A 24082-nucleotide genomic window follows, 5' to 3' on the forward strand; every position below is an offset into this window, starting at 1 on the left:
ATCGCGCGATCGGGTCGCGTCAATCGTTGTCTTTGATCGTTCCGATCCCCGTGAGTGGCAGCTTGAGGCCGTCGATCCCGTCCACCGTGTCGATGACCGCCGTGAAGTTCTCGGTCGGTTCCTTGGCCTTGTCGTCGGTCACGAAGACGGTCAGTTCACCGGTGAGCTTGCCGACCTCGACACCTCCGGTGAGCGTGTGCTCCGGCGGGTCGTACTGCCCGTGGTAGTCCTTGCCGAGGACCGCCGTGCCGTCCTTCCACACCCCGCCGAAACCGATGTGTTTGTCGCTGAGCGCCGACAACGTGACCGGGAAGGTGACCTCACCCTTGCCCTCGGCCGTGACGAGATTGCCGAGGACGAACTTGGGCGACGGGTCGTCGTCGAGCACCAGGCCGTGCCCGAAAGCCCTGGTCAGCAAGGCCTCGTACGGCGCGGACAACACCACCTCGAACTTGATGTCGTAGCTGTCCCGGGTGTTCGCCTTGACCGGCACCCGGAGTGTCTGCCGGACCTCTCCGGGTTTGAAGACGACAGCTCGCGCCACGTCGCTCACCGGCATCACCTCCGCGAACGGAAGGCTGGTCTCGGCGTAGACGACGACCGGCCGGATCGTCGGCCTGGACAGCCGCACCACGAAGTCGGCGTACGTCGTGCCCTTGTCGCCCTCCTTGACCATGACGTCGGCCACTGCGACCTTGGGCGTCGTCAGAGCCGGAGCGGAGACTCCGATGCCAGGCGACGAGAAGGACAGATCACTCAGGTACGCCGAGCCTTTCGCCACCCGGTCGGTCCGCAGCTCGACCGTCCGGACGTCACGCAGGTCAACACCCTTGAGCGACGCCAGCGGGATCCGCACGGTCCGCAGCAGGTTCTTGGGCAGTCCGGACGCCTTGTTGCCCGGCATCCGCACCAGAGCGTCACTGACCGCGGACACCGGTACGGACGACGCCCGTCCACGACCGTCGATCACTCGGACGGTCAGATCGGTGGTCGGCGTACTGGCTGGATCTGGTGCGGCTCGGAAGGACAGAGCGGCGTACCGACGCACGTCACGTTGTGCACTGGGCAGATTGAGACGCAGTACGCCGGTCTTGTCGGTCCAGGACAGTTTGGTGACCGCGAGGGTGGGCGCGCGCGAGGCAAACGCAGCTGGGTCCCAGTGCGGCGCATCACCAGAGCCGTCGGTCGCCAGACAGGCACCCTTGCCCGTCTCACCGACACAGACCGACGCAGTGGCCTTGCCGGTCACAGCACCCTTCGGAAGCGCCTTGTCGAAGGCGGTCACGTCACGCCGGGAAGCCAACGGTGCTTGGGCGACCACGCGCACTACAGCCTTCCCAGCGGACGCCGAACGCGTGTCAGAGCCGTCGAACAATGGCAGGAACTGCTTCTCGTGGCCGAGCTGCAGCCGGAAGAAGCCGGCCACGTACGCCGTTCCGACCGCCTGCTGCTCCTTTGCCTTCAACCGGCCGGCGTAGGTGGAGTCACACGGCGCACCGTTGCCCTCACCACCCCAGTCGTCACTGGACGGCGCTATGGACTGGCCTGGTGTCCACTCGGTGTTGAAGAAGTTGTGGTTCGCCCCGAGCACAGTGACCGTGGAGCGGGCAGCACCGTCGCCGGTGACGGAGTTTCTGGTGTCGTCGTAGTACTTCTGGCCCTGCAGGTCGGACACGTCACCGTCGCAGTACGGGAGCACGACACTCATCGCCACACCCGGTACGGCGGAGCGGGCGAAGTCGACCGGTGCCAGCGGCAGTACGGCGCGGATGCCGTACTGGCCACCGCGGTCCGCGTTCACCACGGCAGCGCGGGCGACACCCTCGCCACCACGTGAGTGACCCATCAGACCAACGTCCTGCAGGTCGACCTTGCCGACGTACTTGGTGCCGAAGGGCGCACCGCCGACAGTCGACCACTTCTTCCAGAGGGCCAGGTGGTCGAGGATCAGCTCGGCCCGCGCCTGCGCGCCGGCGTCGTACGCGTCGAAGTCGTAGGCGTTGATCGCGTTGGAGCTGATCGAGACGACCTGGTAGCCGTTGCTCGCGAGCGCCTGCGCGGGACCGTCGTACCCGCGGTAGCTGGGGACCGGCTTGGAGCCCTTCGGGCAGGGCCATGGCTTGTCGCCGTCCCCCTCGCCGTAGCAGGACTCGTGTCGGCCGTGCAGGAAGACCACCAGCGGACGTTTGCCGACGGCACCGACTGGTGTGTAGACCTTGCCGAGCATCTCGGACTTCTGTCCCAGTCCGGGCAGGAAGACCGCCTCGTCACCGAGGTTGTACTCCGAGATCTCGACCTTGTAGCTGCCCGTCTTGCCCGGGTCGTCCTTCAGCAGCGGGCCCTTGCGCGCCTTCAGCCAGTAGGCGTCCGTCGGTCCACCGGCCAGCGCACGGGCGCTCTTACTCGGGTCCCCCGGCCACGCGAGCTGTACGTCGTGAGCGTCCGCCGCTGCCTTGTCGGTTGTGACCAGAGTCAGCGTCCGGCCGTCCGCCGATTGGCGAGCCACTCCGACCGGCTTCCCGTTCACAGCGAGGAGCGGCTGGGACGCACGCATCGGTACCGGTGCGTCGAGATGCAGGGTGACCCGGTAGCCGGCCGGCACCTTCTGCACGTCCCACTGCTTACCCTGCACAACAGCGGGAGCGTCCGCGTGCGCGGTCAGCGGTGCGACCGCCAGCACAGTGGCCAGCCCCAGGGTGATACTGCCGAGAACCCGCACGGTCTTCCTCTCGTCGACGGACAGCTCTCCATGAGATAGCCCGAGCGAGCGAAAGGTTGACCGACTTACTACCTTCGATCTGATTCCAAAATCGGCTCAGTTACGCGATCAGCTCCCGGAAGGCGCTGGCCACCTGCTCCGGGTGCTCCATCTGAGCGACGTGACCCGACCTCGGCAGGTACAGCAACCGGGCGTCCGGGAACGTGCGCTGCGCCTTCGTCCGGATGCGCGCGTCTACCAGGCGGTCGCGGCCGCCGTACACGAGCAGGACTGGGCACTGGACGCTGGCGGCGTCCGCCCATAGCGACCGGCGCGGTGGTGTCAGTGACGAGCGCAGGATGCTCTTGGCGGCGTCGGTGGTCGCCTGCATGTTCCAGGGGTCAGTGTCTCGGCGGTGCAGCTCCGCCTCGTAGTTGGCGCGCACCTCCTGCGGCAGGGTGCGCGGGTCGCCGAAGACCATCGACAGTGACGCTTGGAAGCGTCGGTCGAACGGCAGCCGCTGAGCTCGCTGCAGAACCACCGGTCCGATCCGCGGCGTGGCCAGCGCGGTGAACCACAGGGCACTGGCCGACACTCGCGGATGCGGCAGCGCTGGGGACACCAGCGTCAGTGACGCGACCAGATCCGGTCTCCGCGCGGCCAGCGCCACCGATGCGGCGCCACCCATCGAGTTGCCGAAGACGTGCGCCGGCTGGTCGAACTGACCCTCCAGCAACTCGACCAGAACGTCGGCCTGCTCCGAGATCCCGGCCGAACCGGCCAGCGGCGTCAGCCCGAACCCGGGGAGGTCGGGAGCGATCCCCCGCACCGTGTCGTTCAGCAACAGCCCGAGCGCGGTCCAGTTCAACGACGAGCCGCCCATGCCGTGCACATAGAGCGCGGGCGGAAGCTCCGCCGCCGCGTCCGGCACGTCTCTGACCAGCAGGTCCACGCCTGCGACCGGCACCTGACGAGCCGGCCATTCCTGTGTCGCCAGCGGCACTTCAGTGCCGGTTACTGCCCCGTAACTCTCCACGATTCCCATGGTAGGACCCCGCCAGCCGCAACACTTGCGACCTATGAAGCGCAGAGTCCCCAAACCACTACTGATCGTGCTGCTCGTGGTGGTCCTCGCCTACCCGGCGTTCCAGATCTTCCTGCTCGGCTACACCGGTCTCCGGATGGTCATCGCGAGCCAGGAGACCCACGAGGTCGTCTACAAGGTCACCGGTACGGCGAAGCAGCCGGACATCGACTACCTCCGTGACGGCCACGACGACTCCGTGGACCTGAAACACGCCTCTCTGCCCTGGGAGAGCGAGAAGCTCAAGACCAAGGGCCGCAACCAGCTCCTGTCCGTCAACGCCGTGCCGCAGCTCGACGACGACACCAGTTCGGTGCACTGCGAGATCTGGGTGGACGGGAAGCTGGTCGACAGCAACGACTCTCTGTACGCCGGCTTCAACGCGGACTGCACGCACCAACCGTGAATCCCGCACCCCATCGCTGCGATGTGCCCGGTCCCGTACGGCGCTCGGCTGCTCGCCAATCCCACTGCGGCCGGACATGTACGACGTGTGGTTGCTCGCCAATCCAACTGCGGCCGGAGACGTGCGCCTACGGTTACTCGCCAATCCAACTGCGGCCGGACATGTACGAAGTGTGGTTGCTCGCCGATCCGACTGCGGCCGGGAACGTGCGCCTTGGGTTGCTCGCCGCTGCGGCCGATTTACAGTGGCGGGTGGCTGGCGCCCGGCGCGGGGCTGAGGGGGATGGATCCGTCAGCGACCACAGTTGAGGTTGCCCGAGCTTCCGGGCTTCGGTTGCGGCCGGAGACGTGCGTCTTGTGGTTGCTCGCCATTCCGTCTGCGGCCGGGGATGTGTGCCTTGGGTTGCTCGCCGCTGCGGCCGATTTACAGTGACGGATGGCTGAGCCCGGCGCGTGGCTGAGGGAGATGGATCCGCCGGCGACCACAGTTGCCGCCGCCTGAGCTTCCGGGCTTCGGTTGCCGCCAGTAGCAACGAAGCCTGAAAAGTGACCCACCGTGGCGAACGCTCCCGCACAGGCCCCCGCCCCCTCCGCATCTCATGGGTTCCCCCACCAGCTTGTGGGTTCTGCACCCGCATGCGAGTCCAAAACCCACCACCTCATGGGGTAACCCATCAGATGGCAGAGGCCCGGGGTGCCGGGTGCGCGGGGGGTTGGGAGCGGGGGTACTGCCGCGCCTGGCAACCCTCGCTAAGTGGTGCATTTTCGTCACCGGGGTCCCTAAAACTCACCAATTAGCGCGATAACCCAGCGCTCCGGTCCGCCCGGCTCGCTAATTGGTGGATTTTCGTCACCGAGTCCCCAAAACTCACCAATTAGCGCGACTGGCCCGCGCTGGGGGCCGGCTGCTCGTTATCGGTGACTTTTTCGGCGCATGGACCCGAAAAACTCACCCATAACGCGGAACATGCCCCCATGCCGGCCGTCCCGTTCGCTGGGGTGGAACGTTTTGTCCAAATGGCGACCAAGACCGTCTCCTCGGCGCAGATCTTGGACCCCAGCCACAACCCGGAAGCCCAAACAACGGGAACCGCGGTCGCCGACAGATCCATCCCCCTCAGCCCCGCGCCGGGCGCCGGCCACCCGCCACTGTCAATCGGCCGCAGCGGCGAGCAACCACAAACCCACGCCCCCGGCCGCAGACGGATCGGCGAGCAACCACGCCGCCGTACCGGCTGCACCGCAGCCACACCGACCCAAACGTTTCTGGGTGGAGACTGGGAGGTATGGCAGCAGCTTCGCAGCAGGTGACTACCGAGGTTGACGGGCAGACTTTGAAGCTCACGAACCTTGGCAAGGTGCTGTATCCACAGACTGGGTTCACCAAGGCCGAGGTGATCGACTACTACCACCAGGTCGCCGCACTGCTGCTGCCACACCTGTCGGACCGCCCTCTGACCCGGAAGCGGTGGCCGGACGGCACGGAGGCGTCGTACTTCTTCGAGAAGAACGCACCGCGCGGTACGCCGTCCTGGGTGCGGACCGAGACCCTGCCGACGCCCGGTAGCTCGACCGGACGGGACGAGGCCGACTTCGTAGTCGCGGACGACGTACAGACCGTGGTGTGGCTCGCGAACCTGGCTGCGCTCGAACTGCACGTGCCGCAGTGGCGGATCGGTCTGTCGGACGGCGGCAAGGACCCGCAGGCCGACCTGATCGTGTTCGACCTCGACCCGGGGCCGGGCGCGACCATCGTGGAGTGCTGCGACGTCGCGCTGGCCCTGCGTGAGCTGCTCGGTCACTACGGGTTGGAGGGCTGGCCGAAGACATCTGGCAACAAGGGCATGCACTTGTACGTGCCGATCGAGCCGGCGTCGTCCCGCCGTACCAGTGCGTTCGCCAAGCAGCTGGCCGAGCAGTTGGCCGAGGCCCTGCCCGAGGACGTGACGGCGAACATGACCAAAGCGCTCCGGCCGAACAAGGTCTTCATCGACTGGAGCCAGAACGCCAGTGCGAAGACCACGCTGGCGCCGTACTCGCTGCGAGGTTCTGACGAGCCGCGGGTCTCCACCCCGATCGACTGGGACGAGGTGGCTTCGACGACCTCTCCGGAGGAGCTCAAGTTCCTCCCGCACGAGGTGCTGGCCCGGATCGAGGAGTACGGCGACGTCCTGGCCGAGCTGTACGACGATCCGCGCCCGCTGCCGGAGTAAACCGGGGTCAGATCGCGGGGAAGCTACTGACCGGGAGGACCGGTGGGTAGGATTCGGCCTACGACCCGGTGGCGCGACCTGCCGCCGGTGCCGCACCACCGAAGGAGCCGACGTGTCGACGACACCGGAGACCGCACCGAAACGCGGCAGCCGCCTGCCCCGGCTGGCCCGCCGCGCGCAACTGCTCGAGGCGGCCCAGGAGGTCTTCGTCGCGAACGGGTACCACGCCGCCGCGATGGACGACATCGCCGAGCGCGCGGGCGTCTCCAAGCCCGTCCTGTACCAGCACTTCCCGGGCAAGCTCGAGCTGTACCTGGCGCTGCTGGACACCTCCTGCGAAGCGATCGTCGCCGCGGTGCACGACGCGCTGAAGTCGACGGACGACAACAAGCTGCGCGTCGCCGCCACCATCCACGCGTTCTACGACTACGTGGCGAACGCGCAGGGCGCGTTCCGGCTGGTCTTCGAGTCGGACCTGACCAACGAGCCGGCTGTCCGTGAGCGGGTCGACCGCGTCACCCACGCCTGCGCCGAGGCGGTGTCCGAGGTGATCAGTGCGGACGCCGGCCTGAACCGGGAGCAGTCCATGGTGCTGGCCGTCAGCTTGGTCGGCATGGCTCAGGTCAGCGCGCGCTACTGGCTGGCCTCGGCCGACCAGTCGCTGCTGGGCCAGGAGCAGGCCGCCGACATGGTCGCCTCACTCGCGTGGCGCGGCATTCGCGGCTTCCCGCGCACCGACGGCTGACCGCACCACGCCGTACGGCGGATGTTCTGCTCTCGGCGGACGGGTGAGAGACCCGGGCCGGCAACGGATAGGCTCGAAGTGTCACCGGCGAGAGCCGCCGGTCGGAACGTGCCCGGAGGGTTTCGTGGAGGTCAAGATCGGCGTGCAACACGTCAATCGCGAGTTGGTGCTCGAGAGTGAGCAGAGCCCGGACGAGGTACAGGCGCAGGTGTCGGACGCGCTCAGCGGCAAGAGCAATCTGCTGGAGCTGACCGACGACAAGGGCCGCCGGATCCTGGTCCCGGCCGACCGGCTCGCCTATGTCGAGATCGGTGAGCCTTCGGTCCGGAAGGTCGGCTTCGGCGCGATCTGATTCCGTTCCGGACACGTCTGCGCGTGTCCGGGTTCCGGATTCCGGTTCGGTGGGCACCATGTGCGGTGAGACCTGCGTCGTAGTGGTCTGGTAGCTACGGGGCGCCGCCCAGACGCAGGTCCGTCACCCCTCACAAGGAGGAACCGTGGGTTACTGGATCTGGATGATCATCGTCAGCCTGCTCGCAGGCGTCATCTTCGGGCCGCTGGCGCGGCTCGTGCTTCCAGGCAAGCAGAACATCAGCCTCGGCTGGACCATCCTCGGCGGCGGTATCGGCGCCTTCATCGGTGGTCTGATCGCTCACTTCGCGGGTGTCAAGGACACCTCCGGCCCGGACTGGATCCAGTACCTGATCCAGATCGTCTGTGCCGCGATCGTCATCGCGATCATCGCAGCACGCAAGCCCAGGACAGCCTGACCGACCTAGGGCATCACCCGACGGCCGCCACCCCACCCGGGGCAGGCGGCCGTTGTGATGCCAGCCCTTCGTAGAGCGCCAGCAGCTTCTCGGCGTGCTCACGCGGCGCAGGCCGGTACCGCGGCGCCCAGGCCCGGTTGGCGTCCGGCACACGCAGCACCTGGCCGACCACTGCGGCCATCCCGGCCGGATCGGCCGGTGCGAACGTCCGGGTCCGCTCGTGGCCACGGAACAGCCACGGGTCGACGACCACCAGCGGACAGCCGGCAGCCTCTGCCTCGTGCGCGACCAGCGACTGGGTCTCTGAGACCGAGGCGATCACCACTGCGTCCGCGGCCAGGTAGTACCCGGCCAGCTCAGCCCGCGGCAGTACGCCGGGCATCCGCACCCGCGGGCCGATGCCCAGCCGGTCGATGAGCTCGGTGACTCGCTTCCGGTCGGCATAGCCGCCGACCATGACCAGGCAGGCGTCCGGCCGGATCCGCAGCAGCTCGGCGAACGACTGCAGCAGCAGCTCGTGGTTCTTCTCACCACTCAACCGGCCGACCGACAACACGATCGGATCCTTCGCACCGAGGTTGAGCTGCCGCCGGATCTCCAACGCGGACAGCGACGGGGCAGGCATTGGGAGCGTCGGACTCGGCAACACCACAGTCGGCGCCTCACAGCCGAGGTCGTCCAACTGCTGCACCACCTTGGCTGTCGGCGCGACCACCAGGTCGACAGCACGCAGCAGGTTCTGCACCTCAGTGCAGTCGCGCTGGTAGCCGCGCGGCGCGCCGAGGCCGACCCGCCAGGCCTTGCCCGCAAGCCACATCGCCAGCCGGATCTCCGCGTAGTGCTGGCGGTAGACCTCAAGATCCGTGTGCCACGTCAGTACGACGGGGAGCTTCCGGCGCCACGCGGAGTACAGACCGGCCACGCCGACCGGGCCCAGCGTGTGCACGTGGACGACGTCGTACTCCGGCTTGTTCCGGGTCGGCCGGAGCATGCCCAGCCGGTAGTCCCGACCCCACGCCTCAGTGCCGGGCACCGACCGGATCGGCAGCCTGCTCTGGTGGCTCTTGGCGTCGTACGGCGCGACCACCTCGAGCTGGACGCCGAGCTCACACAGCGCTCGTCCGGCGGCCTCCAGCGAGACGGCCACACCGTCGGCCCGCGGAACCAGGGTGTCGGAGTAAATGCCCAGGCGGACCGGGCGGTAGGACAGTGTCATGCAGGCAGGCTCTCCGGCGTCGACCCCCGTCAACAAACGAACGGGAGACATGCAATCAGGCCTGCAGGCCAAGCGCAGTCATCCTTGCGGTATGTGCCTCGGTCAGTCGGGTGAACATCCGGCCAATGGCAGCCAAATCGAGCCCGGGCCGGTCGACGCTGCCGGCCAGCAGTGCGGCCAGTGAGTCGCGGTCCGCAGCGATCCGCTGAGCCTGGCTGAGCGCCTCACCGACCAGCCGACGGCCCCACAGCGCGAGCCGGCCGCCGAGCTTCGGGTCTTCCTCGATCGCGGCCCGGACCCGCTCCACGATGAACTCGGCCTGTCCGGAGTCGGCGAACACCTCAAGCACCAGGGCCCGGGTCTCCGCGTCCACGAACGACGCGATCTCGCGGTAGAAGTCGTTGGCCAGCCCGTCCCCGACGTACGCCTTGACCAGACCTTCCAGCCAGTCCGACGGCGCGGTGTGGTCGTGGAAGGCATCCAGCGGCGTGACGAACGGCTGCATCGCCTCCATCGCATCCACGCCGAGGATGACGAGGCGGTCGCGTAGTTGCTGGAAGTGCCCGAACTCGGTGGTCGCCAGTGCGGCGAGCTCCGCCTTGTCGTTGAGGGTCGGTGCCAGCTTGGCGTCCTCGGCCATCCGCTCGAAGGCGGTCAGCTCGCCGTACGCGAGGACTCCCAGCAGATCCACCGCCGCGGCCCGGTAGGCGGGATCGTCGAAGGCCGTCTGTTCCATGCCCGGCACCTTATCCGTGATCCGGGCCGGGTGGCTCGTCGAGGAGCGCTGGAGGTGCCGAACGTTTCTCGCCGAGTCACTGGAACGGCCGTCGAAAATCTGCGTGGCGCAAAGCACACGAAACGGCGTTGACGCGGGTTGCGGTTACACTGGTGAGCGATTCGCCGGTGACGCGCCCACATGGGCACGCTGGTGCGAGGTGCTTGCACAGTGTCCCCGCGCCTCTTCTGACGAGGCTTCACTCGCCTCTGGCGCCCGGCCACTGTCCGTTCAAGCATGTGAGAGGCGATCAGCCTGACCACCTTCCGAGAGCTCGGCGTGCTGCCCGAGATCTGCGACGCGCTCGACCGCGTCAACATCGTGGAGCCCTTCCCGATCCAGGAAATGACGCTCCCCGTCGCCCTGATGGGCACCGACCTGATCGGCCAGGCCCGGACCGGGACCGGCAAGACGCTCGGCTTCGGGATTCCGTTGCTCCAGCGCACGATCTCCCCCGGCGAGGCCGACTACAACGAGCTCGCCGCCCCCGGGAAGCCGCAGGCCCTGGTCGTCACGCCGACGCGTGAGCTGACCATCCAGGTCGCCAAGGACCTGGTCACCGCGTCCACCGTCCGCTCCGTGCGGATCCTGACCATCTACGGCGGCGTCGCGTACGAGCCGCAGCTGGACGCGCTGAAGACCGGTGTCGACGTCGTCGTCGGTACGCCGGGCCGGCTGCTCGACCTGGCCAACCGCGGTGTCCTCGATCTGAGCCACATCAAGGTTCTGGTGCTCGACGAGGCCGACGAGATGCTCGACCTCGGCTTCCTGCCGGACGTGGAACGCATTCTGCGCAAGACGCCTGAGCTGCGGCAGACGATGTTGTTCTCGGCAACTATGCCGTCGGCCGTCATCGGCCTGGCCCGCACCCACATGCGGCACCCGCTGAACATCCGGGCCGAGTCGCACGACGACTCCCAGATGGTTCCGACGACGGCACAGTTCGTCTACCGGGCGCACGACCTCGACAAGCCCGAGGTGGTGGCCCGGATCCTGCAGGCCGACGACCGCGGCCGGGTGATGATCTTCTGCCGGACCAAGCGCGAGGCCGGCCGGCTGACCGACGACCTGATCGACCGCGGCTTCAAGGCCGCCGCGATCCACGGCGACCTGAACCAGCAGGCGCGCGAGCGGGCGCTGACCCGGTTCCGCGGCGACAAGGTCGACGTCCTGATCTGCACCGACGTCGCCGCCCGCGGGATCGACGTCGAGGGCGTCACGCACGTCATCAACAACACCTGTCCCGAGGACGAGAAGGCCTACGTCCACCGGATCGGCCGGACCGGTCGCGCCGGTGCGAGCGGGATCGCGGTGACCTTCGTCGACTGGGCGGACCTGGTTCGCTGGAAGACGATCAACCAGGCGCTCGACCTGCCGTACCCGGACCCGCAGGAGATCTACTCGACGTCGCCCGAGCTGTACCACGATCTCGGGATCCCGACCGAGGCGAAGGGCCGGATCAAGCCGGCCGCCGATCGCGAGGAGCGCGAGCCGCGCGCCGAGCGCCCGGCCAAGCGCCGTACCGATGGCCGTCCCGAAGGGCGTCGTGACGACACCCGTCCCGAGGGCCGTCGCGACGAGAGCGGCGAGTCGTCCGGCCGCAAGCGGAGCCGGAACCGGACCCGCAAGCGCACCCGTTCGGGTCAGCCGCTCGAGGCAGGCGCGGACGTCACGACCAGGACCGAGGTCCCGCCGGCCGTTGAGGCCCGCGACGCCGGCGAGGCACCGCGCGAGCGCAAGCCCCGCAAGCGCAACCGGAACCGCAATCGCCGTTCGGGCGCGACGCCCGAGGTCGTGAACCAGCAAGCCGGTACGCCGATCTTCGCGTCCCCCGCGGCCGAGTCGGCTGCACCTGCTTCGGCTGCACCTGCTGACGCCGCGCCTGTTCAGGCTGCTGCTCCGGTCGAGGCCGCTGCTCCGGTGGAGCGGAGCGAGCGTCCGTCGCGTCGGTCCCGTAACCGCCGGTCGTCCACCGAGGCGCCGGCAGCGCCGGTGACCGAGGTCGCGGCCGCGGCTCCGGTCGAGCAGGTTCCCGCGGTCGTCCAGGCACCCGCCAAGGTTGCTGAGGTTCCGGCCAAGGTTGCTGAGGCTCCGGCTAAGAAGGCTGCCGCGCCCGTCAAGAAGGCTCCGGCCAAGAAGGTGGCTGCTGTCGAGGCTCCGGCTCCGGTGAAGAAGGCTCCCGCGAAGAAGGTTGCGGTTGTCGAGACTCCGGCGAAGAAGACCGCTGCCAACAAGGTTGCGGTCGCCCCGGCGCCGGCCAAGAAGGCTCCGGTCAAGAAGGCCGCTGCTGTGAAGACCACCGCGCCCGCCAAGAAGGCGGCACCGGTGAAGAGCACGGCGAAGAAGGCAGCAGCCCCGGCGAAGAAGGTTGCCGCCAAGAAGGTTGCGGCCGCTCCGGCTCCCGCCAAGAAGGCGCCTGCCAAGAAGGTCACTGCGGTGAAGACCGCAGCTCCGGCCAAGAAGGCAGCGCCGGTGAAGAGCACGGCGAAGAAGACGGCTCCCGCCAAGAAGGCACCGGTCAAGGCCACGGCCAAGAAGGCGACCGCCGTGAAGACTGCGGCGCCCGCCAAGAAGACGGCTCCCGTCAAGAAGACCGCGGCGAAGAAGGTTGCCGTTGTCGCGGCCCCCACCAAGAAGGCGCCTGCCAAGAAGGCCACCGCGACGAAGACCGCGGCACCGGCCAAGAAGACCACGGCGAAGAAGGTGGCGGCACCGGCCAAGAAGGCGCCCGCCAAGAAGGCCACTGCGGTGAAGACCGCGGCGCCCGCCAAGAAGACGGCGGCGAAGAAGGTCACCGCATCGCCGGCCAAGAAGACCGCAGCCAAGAAGGTCGCGGTCGCCCCGGCCAAGAAGGTTCCGGCCAAGAAGGCGGCGCCGGTGAAGAGCACGGCGAAGAAGGCCGCGCCGGTCAAGAGGGCGACCGCTGTGAAGAGCACCGCCAAGAAGACCGCGCCCGTCAAGAAGGCGACTCCGGTCAAGAAGGCGACTGCTGCCAAGAAGACGGTGGCGGTCAAGAGCACGGCGAAGAAGACGGTGGCCAAGAAGGCACCGGCGAAGAAGACCGCTCGCAAGTGATCAAGTTGTAATTTCGCGCTGCAACACCCAGCCCCTCGTGGAGCGTCCCTGGACGTAACCACACGAGAGGGGCTGGGTGATGAGGCGCAAGGGTGGGATGGCGGTGCTCGCCGCCGCAGGACTAGTGCTGCTGGTCGGCTGCGGGGCGAGCGGCTCCAGCAACGACAGCGCGTCCGGGGGTTCGGCACAGCAGCCGGAGAGCGCCGCGGCTGACAGCGGCGGCAAAGCAGTAGGCAGCCAAGCACAACCGAAGGCTCCGGCCGCGGATCAGCCGCCCGTGACGCGGGCGATCATCAGGACCGGTTCGCTCACCGTCGAGGCCGACGACGTCGAGAAGGCGCGCCAAGAGGCCATCACGGTGATCAGCGGTCTCAAGGGCCAGGTCGCCTCGGAGAACACCGGCGACGACGCCAACGGCAAGATCTCCTCGGCGAATCTCGTCGTGAAGGTCCCGACAACCTCGTACGACGTCGCTGTCGACCGCCTGTCCGCTTTGGGGAAGCGGCTGCAGATCCGGCAGGAGTCGACCGACGTCACCGAACAGGTCGTCGACGTGGACAGCAGGATCCGCACTCAGCGCGCGAGCCTGGACCGGATGCGCGCACTCCTCGCCAAGGCGAACACGATCGGCGAGATCGTCTCGGTCGAATCCGAGCTGACCCGCCGCGAGGCGGACCTCGAGTCCATGCTCGCCAAGCAGAAGAACCTCAGCCTGCAGACCGAACTGGCCACCCTCAATCTGACGCTGACCAGCAAAGACACCCCGCCGGTCATCACCGAACCGGATCGCGGATTCCTCGGCGGCCTCAAGGGCGGCTGGCACGCGTTCACCGCCACGTTCTCCGCGCTCGCCACCGCACTCGGCGCAGTACTCCCGTTCCTCGTGCTGATCGCGCTGATCGCCGTACCGGCCTGGTGGTTCCGCCGCCGTCTCCGCCGCCCAGCACCCCCGACCGCCCCAACCCAGTAGACCCCGGCCCCGCCTAAGAGGCCTGGCCCGCCCCGCCCCGGCCCCGCCTAACCCCGGCTCCGTCTGGCCCCGGCTCCGTCTGGCCCCCGGCCCCGTCTGGCCCCCGGCCCCGCCTCACCCGCGGCCTGGCCTACCCCGGCGCCGCCGGCTGCCCGGCGCGTCCACCGCCCCCGCCACCCGCCACCCCCTGCGCGCCATTTGAGGGGATCTCCGTTGAAGTTGACCCTTCTCCCTCCAAATTTCGGACTGAGAACCGGCAACCTCAGGGGATCTCCCCTCAAATTGCCGGAGGGGAAGGGAGGCGCACGACGCCGGTACGGTGGGCTGCGAGCGCAGCGGGGGCTGGGAGCGCGGCGGGGCTGGGGTGGGAGCGCGGCGGGGCTGGGGTGGGAGCGCGGCGGGGCTGGGGTGGGAGCGCAGCGGGCCGGGATCACGGCGGCGCGAGACGGTGCACCACAGGTCTCACGCCACTATTTCCTGTCTCACGCCACTACTTCCTGTCTCACGGCACTACTTCCTGTCTCACGCCACCAGTGGTGGCGCGGGCGTAGGCAGGGTGGTTCCGCCGCAGTGTCCGCCGGCCGGCGGCTCCCGACAACCCTGCTTAGAGGAGGGTGGCGGCTAGGGCTCGGTAGGCCTTGGCGCCGACGGAGGTGGGCGAGGTGGTGAGGATGGTCTCGCCGACCGCGGGGGCCTCGGCGAACCGGATGGACTTCGGGATCGCCGGGGCGAGCACGTCGAGCGAGTAGGTCTCGGCGATCGTCTCGAGGACGGCGCGGGCGTGCGTTGTGCGGCCGTCGTACAGGGTCGGCAGGACGCCGAGAACGTTCAGTCCGGGGTTGGTCAGCTGCTGTACGTCGTGCACGGTGTCAAGTAGTTGCCCAACGCCACGATGTGCCAAAGTCTCGCACTGCAAGGGAATCAGTACGTCGCTCGCCGCCGACAGCCCGTTGACCGTCAGCAGGCCGAGGGTCGGCGGGCAGTCCACGATGATCCAGTCGTACGACGAACGCACCGATCGCAACGCGGTCCGTAGTACCTGCTCCGGGCCGCTCTCGCGCGCCAGCTGCACCTCCGCGGTGGCCAGCTCGATCGTCGCCGGCAGCAGGTCCGGGCCTTCCTCGAACTCGATCAGTACGTCGAGTGCCTGCACCCCGCCGAGCAGCACGTGATGGATCGACTTGTCCAGGTCCTCGGGGTCGATCCCGATCGAGAAGGTCAGGCACGCCTGCGGATCGAGGTCCACCAGCAGCACCCGCTGACCGAGCTCGGCCAGGGCAGCACCGAGCGTGGCGACAGTGGTCGTCTTGGCCACGCCGCCTTTCTGGTTGGCAACCGCGAGAGTGCGAGGAGGCACCCGGCCATTGTGCCGCACTGCGGAACGCCCGGTGCATCTGCGGGTGTCTGTCCGTCGCGGGCTGAACGGCTACTCTCTTGACTTGTGAGTACGCCACGAACCATGACGCTGCCGGACGGGGTTCATCCAGCCACTCTGGAGACCGACCGTGGCTCTTTCGCGACGCTGCGAGCCGTGCCGGAGATCGGTACGCCGCTCGGCACGGTGCTGCTCGTTCCGGGCTGGACGGGGAGCAAGGAGGACTTCACGCCGCTGCTCGATCACCTGGCGCGGTATGGGTGGATCGCGGTGGGTGTCGACCAGCGAGGTCAATTCGAGACTCCCGGTCCGGACGACGCATCGGCGTACACGCTTGAGGAGTTCGGCGCCGACGTGGTGGCGATGAGTGTGGCGCTCGGCGGCTACAGCCAACTGGTGGGGCACTCGTTCGGCGGACTGGTCGCGCGCGAGGCCGTGCTCATCGATCCGTCGGTGTTCTCGACGCTCACCCTGCTCTGCACCGGCCCGGCCGGCTTCACCAACGAGGAGACCCTGCAGGGACTCCAGATGCTCGCCTTCGGCCTCGAGAACCTGCCGATCGAGCAGGTCTACGACCTGAAGCTGGAGCACGACGCCAAGAACCCTGGGTACGTCGAACCGCCGGCGGAGATCGCGGCGTTCGTCCGCAATCGCTTCATCAGCAACACCCCGGCCAGTCTCGCGGCAATCACCCGGCACCTGACCAGCGCGGTCGACAAGACCGACCAGCTGGCCGAGGCCGGAGTCCGCACCCAGCTCGTGTACGGCGAGACCGACGACGGCTGGCCGCTCCCGGTCCAGAACGACGTGGCCGAGCGGCTCGGTATCGAACCCCAGATGGTTCCCGACGCCGGCCACTCCCCCGCCATCGAGCAGCCGGCCGCCACCGCCCGCCTGCTCATCGACTTCTTCCACAAGCGCAGCGGGTTCACGGACCCTCCGACGCCGTCGGCTACGGACGCAGACTAGAAGGAGCGGGCCACTCGCCGTTGGGGGCGAAGTAGTCCTGCCAGAGTTCAGCTTGTGGGCTGGGCACGAAGTCGTGGCCGTTGGAGCGGGCAACGAACACGTCGCCGGCCGTGCCGCGCGTGAACGTGACGATGTCGGAGAGCCCGTCGCCGTCGAAGTCACCTGAGCCCGGTACTTCGCCGTTCGGGGCGAAGTACTCGTGCCACAGATCGCCGTCGCCGGTGAACCCGGTGCCGGTCGAGGTCGCGACGTACACGTCACCCGCCGTACCGCCGGTGAACGTCGCGATGTCGTCGCGGCCGTCGCCGTTGTAGTCACCGACATCGGGCGTCTCGGTGCCGACCGCGAAGTGCCCGTGCCACTTCCAGCCCGATCCGAGGAACGACTTCCCGTCCGACAGCGCGACGTAAACACTCGCCGCCGTACCACGGGTGAAGGTGACGATGTCGTCGCGGCCGTCACCATCGAAGTCGCCGACGTCGAGCAGTTCTCCGGGCAGGCCGAAGCCGCCGTGCCACAGCCAGCTGTCTTCGACGAACCGGCCACCGTCGGACAGAGAGACGTACACGTCGTTCGTCGAGCCGCGGGTGAAGGTGACGATGTCGTCCTTGCCGTCGCCGTTGAAGTCGCCGACCATCGGTACCTCGTCACCGACGGCGAAGTGATCGTGCCACTTGGTGGCCGGCAGATAGCCGTCGACGCCGTTCGAGAGCGAGACCCAGACATCCGCGGCGGCACCGCGGGTGAACGTGATGATGTCGTCGCGGCCGTCGCCGTTGAAGTCGCCGGTCGCCGGGATCTCGGTCCCGATCGCGAACGACGGGTGCCACAACGCGCCGGCGCCGAACTTGCTCCCGGTCGACTTGGCGACGTACACATCGGCCGCGTCACCGCGCAGGAACGTCACGATGTCATCCTTGCCGTCGGCATCGACATCGGAGGTCGTGGCAACCTTCGCCGCGGAGGACAACGACGCCGCCGTACCAAGGTTGCCTGCGGCATCGACTGCGATCACCTTGTAGAACCGTTGCTGTCCACCCTTGAGCGCCTTGTCCAGGAAGCCCGGCGTGGGCGCGGTTCCCACCAGGTCGGCCGATCCGTCGGCAGTGGCCGCCGCATAGATCCGGTACGACGTTGCCCCGAGCACCGGGTTCCAGCTCAGCAGCACCGCGTGTTCCCGAGGTGTCGCGGTCAGTCCACCAGGCGCGGTCGGCGTTCCAGTGGCGACGTACGGGTCGACGATGCTCGCCGCGAGATAGCGAGCCGCGGTCCAGGCCGGCGTACCGGCGGCTGGGGTGAGCGTCACCTTGATGCTGGACTTGCCTGCCGTTGCTGAAGCAGGCAAGGGGAATTGGTCGGTGAGCCAGCGCATCCCGCCGTTGCCGAGCGGCTGCCGCCACGTGCCGACCGGTACGCCGTCCACGCTGACGGCCGCCTCCTGGTACTTCTGCGCCTGATCCGAGATCCGCTTGAGCAGCACACCTCGGTTGACCGCGTCGACAGCCAACTGGAAGGTGATCGGTCCCTGACCCGAACGCACCTGGTCGGTGATCGGCAGGTAGTCGAAGTCCCCTTCGGCAACGCTGTTCAGAGTCGCCGAAGTGCCGCTGTCGGCGTACTGGTGTGCAGTGCGAGCCGCCGCGTCGCCCAGATCGATGGCGTCGGTCTCGCGGGTGCTGACCGTGGGTTGGGTGTAGAGGAACGCGGTCGAGCCGTAGTCGGCGAACCAGTCGTTCTGCTGCCCGTGCTCGATGCCGAAGCGCAGCGCGGAGTCGTACGAGATGGATTCGGTCAGCAGCAGCCGATAGACGGCGTCGCACTCGCGCGCGCAGCCCGACCCCTGGACCTCGTGGGCGGTGTTGCCGGTGAAGGCCGCGCTGAACGGGCCGCCGGCGAAGTACCAGCCGCCTTCGTAGAAGTCCTCGGTGCCGGTGCCGTGCTGCTGCGGCGACATCGAGCCGTCGATGTAGACCCGCTCGTCACCCTCGAGGTAGCCGCGATTCGTCCCCATCTCCGCGCCGATCGCCATCGTCTGCGCGACCCCGACGAGCTTGCCGCGACCGGTCTGGTCGGCGACGATCCAGTCGTCGCCCCAGCTCGTCTTCCCGCTGCGCGAGGCCGCGGTGAAGTACGCCGCGGGGCCGCCGGGCGCGAGATCCGTTGCCCACTTGGCATCCGGTGCACTCGTCAGCTGGAGCTCTACATTGCCGACGGCCGCACCGGTGGAGTTCACCAGCGACACCGCGGCCGACTCGCGGTACGGCATCGGCCACCAGGTCGTGAACCAACCGCCTGCGGCCGGATCGGCAGCGAACATCAGCGACTTCACCGAATACGCGCCCAGACCGGTCCCGAAGAACTCACCGACCGGCGAGTCGACCGTCCGCCGACCGTCGAACGACAGCCGCAACCGCAGCCCAGCCAGTACGGCGTCCGATGGCGTCGCGCCGACGAATCGCAACCGCAGCGCACTGATCGCACCCGGCCCCTGAACGGTGCCGAAGGCAACTTCCTGACCGGCCGGGATCGGGTGCGTCTCCCCCGCGGTGGTCGCACCGGCCGCGGCCGGCTTCGGGTCCGCCGTACCGGCTGCGCGCAGTCTGGTCAGTACGTCGTTCGCCGGGTCGGCGGGGTCGAACCTCGTGACGCCGTCCGCGTCCGGGAAGTGCCGGTAGTTCACGTGGTAGAAGAGCGGGTTGTGCTGGACCACGATCTGCATGGACTGCCGGTACGCCATCGGCACCTTGATCTGGAAGCCGCCGCCGGCCTGGGTCGCAGTGGCGACCAGCGGGTGCACGAAGGGGGCACCAACCCGGCCGTCGGTGACGTCCTTCAGGGACCGGTTCAGCACGGTCGTCCCGTCCAGCGTGACCGCGATCGTCCCAGTGTCGGTGACGTCTGGAACGTTGTTGTGCAACCTCGTAAACCAGATCGAGTCGATCTGACCGGGGCCGGCGTCCTCGGCGATCACACACCCGGCCGCGACCTGCCGCAGGCACGAGTCCGTGCCGTCGAAGCCGTCCTGGTTACTGCCGTTCCGCGCGAACCCGGAGAACTCACGGGTGCTCGTCCCGGCGGCGAGGTACGGCAACCGGTCGAGCTGCCGCAGAGTGTCCCAGCCCACCGCGCCCTTCCCCACCACTGCCGGAGCGTCGGCCAGGGCGGGGACCGGCGCGCTGAGGGGTACGGCCAGGGCGAGCGAGGCCAGCAGGGCAACAGGCAGGCGGAAGCGTCCGGACATCAATGGTCTCCTCGGGGGGGACGGTGGTGAGACTCCGTCAGCAGAGTCTCACCACGCGCAGGAAATCGATATCTGTACGACCTAGGTCAAAAGGTTGGGTCCGAAGTGCTTCAGGTGTGGTCCGGCGGGAAGCACCCGGTCGAGGTGATCGCGCGCGGGCTCGGCTCGTGGCCGTCGTACCCACCGGCGGAGACCGAACGGCCGCGGTCGAACAGGTGGTAGATGTTGCTCCACTCCGGCAGCTCGACGCGGCTGCCATCGGCCTTGACGATCACCGCGCCCTCACTCAACGACGGCTCGATCGCCACATCGCCGTTCACGTTGATCGAGTTCACCGGACGTGCGCGCGACTCGACCGCCAGCGTGCTGAGGTTCCACACCAGGCCGGCCCAGCTGCCGTCGGACAGTTGTTCCTTGCCGCCGATCCAGTCACCCCGGATCTCCTGGACCCGGGTCGTCTCCGCCTGCTTGCCCGGCAGCTGGCTGCCGGACGACTGCCAGTCGGTCCAGATCCAGCCGGCGTTCCCGGTCGGCGTCTGCACGTTGCCGACCACGACGCCCTTCTCGTTGATGTCGACCACCAGCGCCGACCACTTGGCGTCCAGCCGGATCGCGGCGCCACCCTTCGGCCAGACCACCCCGGCGAAGCCGAACGTCGCCGGGTCCCAGCCGTAGCCCGCGATGTCACCGCGGTTGTTGATCGCGCTGACGGTCACGTCCTCCAGCCCCGCAGGGCCGGCCAGGTCCTTGTACGAACCACCCGACCAGGTCCACGGGTGGCTGCCACCGGTTTCGTCGCCGGTATAGCCGACCACGGTGCCGTCGTTATTGACGTCCACCGCAGTGGAGCCGACCCCAGGCTGCCGGTCGAGCCACTGGGGGACGCCGTTTGTCCACAACACCGGACGCATCGCGGAGTGGTCCGGCAGGGTGCTCTCACCGAGCAGGTAGCGCCCGGTGTCGTCACCTTCGGTCACCCAGGCAGTGCCACTCGACGGCGTCCCCGGAGCCGGTTCGAGCACATTCATGGTGCAGCCGAGCGTCGTGGCGTGCGCCGGGACGGTCAGCGTGGTCAGGAGTAGAGCGGTCGCAGCGAGCTTGGCGATCGCCAGGGGTCCTCTCGAATGCTTCATCCGACCTTCTCCAGCTTCCACTGCTGACAAGCTCCCTGCCAGTACGGCCAGACCCGGACGTCGGCCCCGCTCGCGGTCGAGCAACCGTCGACGTCGAGCGTCTTGCCGCCGACCTTCGAGGTGACCTTGTAGTACCCGTTGCCGAGGGCATCGAGATACCACTCCTGGCAGTCGCCACCCCAGTACGGCCACTGGATCACGTCGGCGTGGTTGTCGGGCGAACAGCCGGCCACGTCGAGCGCCTTGCCGCTGTGGTTGGCGAGCAGCTTGTACGAACCGTCACCGTTGTAGGTGAGCTTCCACTGCTGACAGCTGTTGCCGTTCGCCGTTCCGACCTGCACGTTCGCCGCGTCGGCAGTGGAGCAGGAAGCAACCTCGAGCAGGTTGTTCGGGTTGTTCTTCGGCGACAACTTATAGGTGCCATCGGCCACAATGTCGCCACCCGGGTCGCCGCTCGGCAGGGTGATCGTCTCCCATGCAGCCTTCGGTACGCCGAGTTGCGGCTTGCCGGCGGCGTCGTACGAGACCTTGCCGATCCGAACCGCACGACCCGCGCTGCAACTGCCGACCGGTGCGCCGTTCGAGCTGGTCACGCCGTGGTAGACGATCCAGGTCTCCTTGCCGTCCGGCGAGGTGAAGAATCCGTGGTGGCCGGTGCCGAAGACCCAGCCGGCGTCGTTGCGCTTGAAGACCGGACCGGTGGACTTGGTCCATGAGGACTGGCTGAGGACGTCGGTGCCGGTCAGCTCCAGAGCGCCGAGCGAGTAGTCGGCCGACTCGCACGCGCTGGCCGAGTAGTAGATGTAGACCTTGCCGTTGTGGACCAGGGATACCGGCCCCTCGGTGACCTTGCGGCCGTTCTGTTCCCAGGGCTGGTCCGGGGTGGTGAGCAAGGCGGGCGGACCACTGATCGTCCACGGGTCGCTCATCGGCGCGACGTACAGGTTCTGGCCGTTGGCGCGGCCGCTCGACCAGATGTGGAACAGGCGACCGTCGGGGAGTTTCATGACGCTGCCGTCGATCGAGTGGAAGTCGCCGGTGTCGAGCTTGGCCTTGAAGGTGTACGGGCCCATCGGGTGGTCGGCCTCGAGGACGAACATCCGGTGCTGGGAATCGGTGCCGTTGTCGGCGGTGTAGTAGAGATACCACTTGCCGTCGAGCTGGTGGATCTCCGGCGCCCAGAGGTTGCAGCAGGCCTGGTCGGGCCGCGGCGGTGGTTGCCAGAGCGTCTGCTGAGGCGCGGACGCGAGGCCCGCGACCGAGGGAGCCGAGACGCCGACGAGTTTGTCGCCGTGCGTGTAGAGCAGGTTGTAGTTGCCCTCGGCAAAGACCATCCAGGGATCGGCGGCGTTCTCGCGGATCGGATTGCGAGTGGTGTTGGGGCGGGCCGGGAGCACCTCTTGCTGCGCCTGTTGTGGTCGTGACGCGGGCACCGGAGTGGCGTCGCTGGTGATCGGCAGGAACGCCGAGAGCACCAGCGATGCCCCTACTACGAGTCCGGACAGTACTCTGGCCATACCTCACCAACCTCACGCCTCGTGTCGATGCGGACACGATGGCATGGCGAGGACAGGTCCGTCCGGTGTTTCGATCCTGCTCGAAGGTCTACTGCAATCAGTGGACGGGACGGATCTCCGGCTCCACGCGCAGGTCGCCGAGACCGATCGGGGACAGCGCCGCCTTCACCGCGTCCGTGTAGACCAGCAGTCGCACGTTCTCACTGGCGCCGTCCATCTGGGTGTAGCTGGTGGTGATCCCCAGGTCGGCACGATCCATCAGCCCGCCGACATCCTTGGAGATCCGGTCGGCATCACTCTGACTCAGCCGGGCCGGCCCGACACAGAGATTCCCCGTGTAGACCTGCTCGAACGCCTTGCGGAACGCGGCGCGATCACCGTGCGCGACCCCGATGAAGGCAACGACCACCTTGGTCGTACCCGGACCGTCCACGGAGTAGGTCACCGGGCCGAACGCCTGCCCGCGATGACTGTCCAGGAACTTGGTGACCGCGGGAGCCTCGAGGTTGGCCGGCTTCGCCTTCCAGCCGCCCTGCGGCGGCAGGCACTGCAGCGGTGGGGTGACGAAATCGCGGTCCGGTTCGGGCGCGCTCTGCTGCTGGACGTCGATGGTCTTGTCGTTCCAGATGCCAGTGAGCGCAGCACGGCCCTCGCGGACGCCGTCGATCGTCTTCAGGTCCGCCAGCCGACTGACGTCCACGCCCTTCAACGTGACCCCGAGGCCGGGCGGGCAACTGGGCTTCGGCGCGGAGCCGGGCAGGTAGCCGATCATCGGGATCGGGTGGGACGGGCAGAAGATCGGCGCGGTATTGGGGGCCGCGATGATGTCGCCGCTGAGGTGGACCTTGTCGCCGTTGCGGACCAGCAGGTCGTCGTTCGAGCCGGTCTGCTGGTTGCCATTAGCAACGGACTCGACAGCCTGTGGGGTCGGTCCTGCGGGCGGCAGGCTCGCCGGTCCCACCTGCGGGGCCGACTGTTGTACTGGCTGGCGGCCGGTGTCGGGGAGCACGGTCAGCGTGACGGCCGCGATGGCCGCGACACTGGCCGCAGCGAGCGCCGGTACCCAACGCCGTGGGCCGTTTCCGGCGCTTTTGGTGCCGTTGGTGATCCGGTCCAGGTCCGGCTCAGGTGCTGACGGCTGCTCGGCGCGCCACTGCGCACCGGCCTGTCGCAGCAGGTCGTCGACCTCGTCGATCGGATTCATTCGCTGACCTCCAGCAATGTACGCAGGCGGGCCCGCGCATCGGACAACGTGGACTTCACGGTGCCCTCGGAACACCCCATGACCGCGGCCGTGTCGGCAACCGACAGATCCGCGAAGTAAAAACAGTCGACCGCCAGCCGCTGCCGCGCCGGCAACTCCCCCAGCGCCTGCCCGACGTCGATCCGCCCCTCGACATCAGGCCGCACCCCCGGCCCGTCGTACTCCTCCAGTACGCCGGCCGGCCGCACCCGCTTGACCGCCTTGCGCGCCTGGTCCGCCGTAATCGCCAGCAACCACGCCGACGCGGTCCCCCGGCTCCCGTCGTACTGGCTCCGCTTCACCCAAGCCCGGGCCAACGCCTCCTGCACAATGTCGTCCCGGTCCGCCCCGACCCCCAACCGCCCCGCCAACCGAGCCATCGCCCCGACATGCGGCCGCACCCACTCGACAAAGGCAGACCCGTCTCCCGGCGGCCCCTCCACCACCACGGCCTCACCCGTCAAAGTCGGCATACCTGTTCTACCCCTCGAATCCCACTCAGGTTGGGTCCCAACCCACATTTCAACGACCCCACCACCCCCAAGTCACCCCCACCCCACCCTTCGTAACCACCCCGAGTTATCCACAGATCCCCATACTCACCCCACAGCCCCCACCAAACTCCCTACCGTCAAAGGAGACCCACGACCTGG

Annotated in this window: 18 protein-coding genes; 8 read left to right on the forward strand and 10 right to left on the reverse strand. The window is 68.1% G+C overall.

The window, feature by feature from the left end; translation table 11 throughout:
• Positions 1-19: 19 nt before the first annotated feature.
• The gene (locus tag ACFVWG_RS34305) at positions 20-2719 is read right to left on the reverse strand and encodes a Calx-beta domain-containing protein (protein WP_391547627.1); all 2700 of its coding nucleotides are present in this window, start codon (positions 2717-2719) and stop codon (positions 20-22) included.
• 100 nt (positions 2720-2819) lie between these two features.
• Positions 2820-3734 (reverse strand): alpha/beta fold hydrolase, encoded by a 915-nt coding sequence (locus ACFVWG_RS34310; RefSeq protein WP_391547628.1) that lies wholly within the window; start codon positions 3732-3734, stop codon positions 2820-2822.
• A gap of 43 nt (positions 3735-3777) precedes the next feature.
• Here ACFVWG_RS34310 and ACFVWG_RS34315 point away from each other — a divergent pair, with 43 nt between their 5' ends.
• The 5 genes from ACFVWG_RS34315 (at position 3778) to ACFVWG_RS34335 (ending at position 7915) form a co-directional block, all read left to right on the forward strand.
• Positions 3778-4188: an MmpS family transport accessory protein gene (locus ACFVWG_RS34315; protein ID WP_391547629.1), complete on the forward strand. Its 411-nt coding sequence runs from the start codon at positions 3778-3780 to the stop codon at positions 4186-4188.
• 1285 nt (positions 4189-5473) lie between these two features.
• Complete coding sequence (gene ligD, locus ACFVWG_RS34320) at positions 5474-6400, forward strand: non-homologous end-joining DNA ligase (RefSeq protein WP_391547630.1); 927 nt, start codon at positions 5474-5476, stop codon at positions 6398-6400.
• Between the two features lie 112 nt (positions 6401-6512).
• Entirely contained in the window at positions 6513-7145 is a 633-nt protein-coding gene (locus ACFVWG_RS34325) for a TetR/AcrR family transcriptional regulator (protein ID WP_391547631.1), read from the forward strand.
• A 124-nt stretch (positions 7146-7269) separates the two neighbouring features.
• On the forward strand, positions 7270-7497 hold the full coding sequence (locus ACFVWG_RS34330; protein ID WP_391547632.1) for a DUF3107 domain-containing protein: 228 nt from the start codon (positions 7270-7272) through the stop codon (positions 7495-7497).
• A gap of 145 nt (positions 7498-7642) precedes the next feature.
• Positions 7643-7915, forward strand: coding sequence for a GlsB/YeaQ/YmgE family stress response membrane protein (locus ACFVWG_RS34335; protein WP_391547633.1), 273 nt, complete (start codon positions 7643-7645; stop codon positions 7913-7915).
• A 13-nt stretch (positions 7916-7928) separates the two neighbouring features.
• Here ACFVWG_RS34335 and ACFVWG_RS34340 read toward each other — a convergent pair whose 3' ends face one another.
• Both ACFVWG_RS34340 and ACFVWG_RS34345 read right to left on the reverse strand, forming a co-directional pair.
• Entirely contained in the window at positions 7929-9131 is a 1203-nt protein-coding gene (locus ACFVWG_RS34340; protein ID WP_391547634.1) for a glycosyltransferase, read from the reverse strand.
• A 55-nt stretch (positions 9132-9186) separates the two neighbouring features.
• Complete coding sequence (locus ACFVWG_RS34345) at positions 9187-9867, reverse strand: ferritin-like fold-containing protein (protein ID WP_391547635.1); 681 nt, start codon at positions 9865-9867, stop codon at positions 9187-9189.
• Positions 9868-10185: 318 nt separating this feature from the next.
• Here ACFVWG_RS34345 and ACFVWG_RS34350 point away from each other — a divergent pair, with 318 nt between their 5' ends.
• Together ACFVWG_RS34350 and ACFVWG_RS34355 are read left to right on the forward strand one after the other, a co-directional pair.
• Positions 10186-12981, forward strand: coding sequence for a DEAD/DEAH box helicase (locus ACFVWG_RS34350; RefSeq protein ID WP_391547636.1), 2796 nt, complete (start codon positions 10186-10188; stop codon positions 12979-12981).
• A gap of 79 nt (positions 12982-13060) precedes the next feature.
• Positions 13061-13951: a DUF4349 domain-containing protein gene (locus tag ACFVWG_RS34355; RefSeq protein ID WP_391547637.1), complete on the forward strand. Its 891-nt coding sequence runs from the start codon at positions 13061-13063 to the stop codon at positions 13949-13951.
• Positions 13952-14555: 604 nt separating this feature from the next.
• Here ACFVWG_RS34355 and ACFVWG_RS34360 read toward each other — a convergent pair.
• The gene (locus ACFVWG_RS34360) at positions 14556-15308 is read right to left on the reverse strand and encodes a ParA family protein (RefSeq protein WP_391547638.1); all 753 of its coding nucleotides are present in this window, start codon (positions 15306-15308) and stop codon (positions 14556-14558) included.
• An 84-nt stretch (positions 15309-15392) separates the two neighbouring features.
• Here ACFVWG_RS34360 and ACFVWG_RS34365 point away from each other — a divergent pair, with 84 nt between their 5' ends.
• Positions 15393-16295: an alpha/beta fold hydrolase gene (locus tag ACFVWG_RS34365; protein ID WP_391547639.1), complete on the forward strand. Its 903-nt coding sequence runs from the start codon at positions 15393-15395 to the stop codon at positions 16293-16295.
• Here the strand turns inward: ACFVWG_RS34365 and ACFVWG_RS34370 are convergent.
• The 5 genes from ACFVWG_RS34370 to ACFVWG_RS34390 all read right to left on the reverse strand — a co-directional run bounded on the left by ACFVWG_RS34370 (position 16279) and on the right by ACFVWG_RS34390 (position 23902).
• Positions 16279-19536 (reverse strand): DUF2961 domain-containing protein, encoded by a 3258-nt coding sequence (locus ACFVWG_RS34370; RefSeq protein WP_391547640.1) that lies wholly within the window; start codon positions 19534-19536, stop codon positions 16279-16281. The genes ACFVWG_RS34365 and ACFVWG_RS34370 overlap by 17 nt on opposite strands.
• Before the next feature lie 110 nt (positions 19537-19646).
• Positions 19647-20669, reverse strand: coding sequence for a hypothetical protein (locus tag ACFVWG_RS34375; protein WP_391547641.1), 1023 nt, complete (start codon positions 20667-20669; stop codon positions 19647-19649).
• The gene (locus tag ACFVWG_RS34380; protein WP_391547642.1) at positions 20666-22186 is read right to left on the reverse strand and encodes a family 43 glycosylhydrolase; all 1521 of its coding nucleotides are present in this window, start codon (positions 22184-22186) and stop codon (positions 20666-20668) included. The genes ACFVWG_RS34375 and ACFVWG_RS34380 overlap by 4 nt, the downstream gene beginning before the upstream one ends.
• Before the next feature lie 97 nt (positions 22187-22283).
• Positions 22284-23390, reverse strand: a complete 1107-nt coding sequence (locus tag ACFVWG_RS34385) for a hypothetical protein (RefSeq protein ID WP_391547643.1) — start codon at positions 23388-23390, stop codon at positions 22284-22286.
• Positions 23387-23902, reverse strand: coding sequence for an RNA polymerase sigma factor (locus ACFVWG_RS34390; protein WP_391547644.1), 516 nt, complete (start codon positions 23900-23902; stop codon positions 23387-23389). The genes ACFVWG_RS34385 and ACFVWG_RS34390 overlap by 4 nt, the downstream gene beginning before the upstream one ends.
• Between the last annotated feature and the right edge of the window lie 180 nt (positions 23903-24082).

Origin of the sequence: Kribbella sp. NPDC058245 (assembly GCF_042882005.1) — a bacterium.
GTDB lineage: Bacteria > Actinomycetota > Actinomycetes > Propionibacteriales > Kribbellaceae > Kribbella.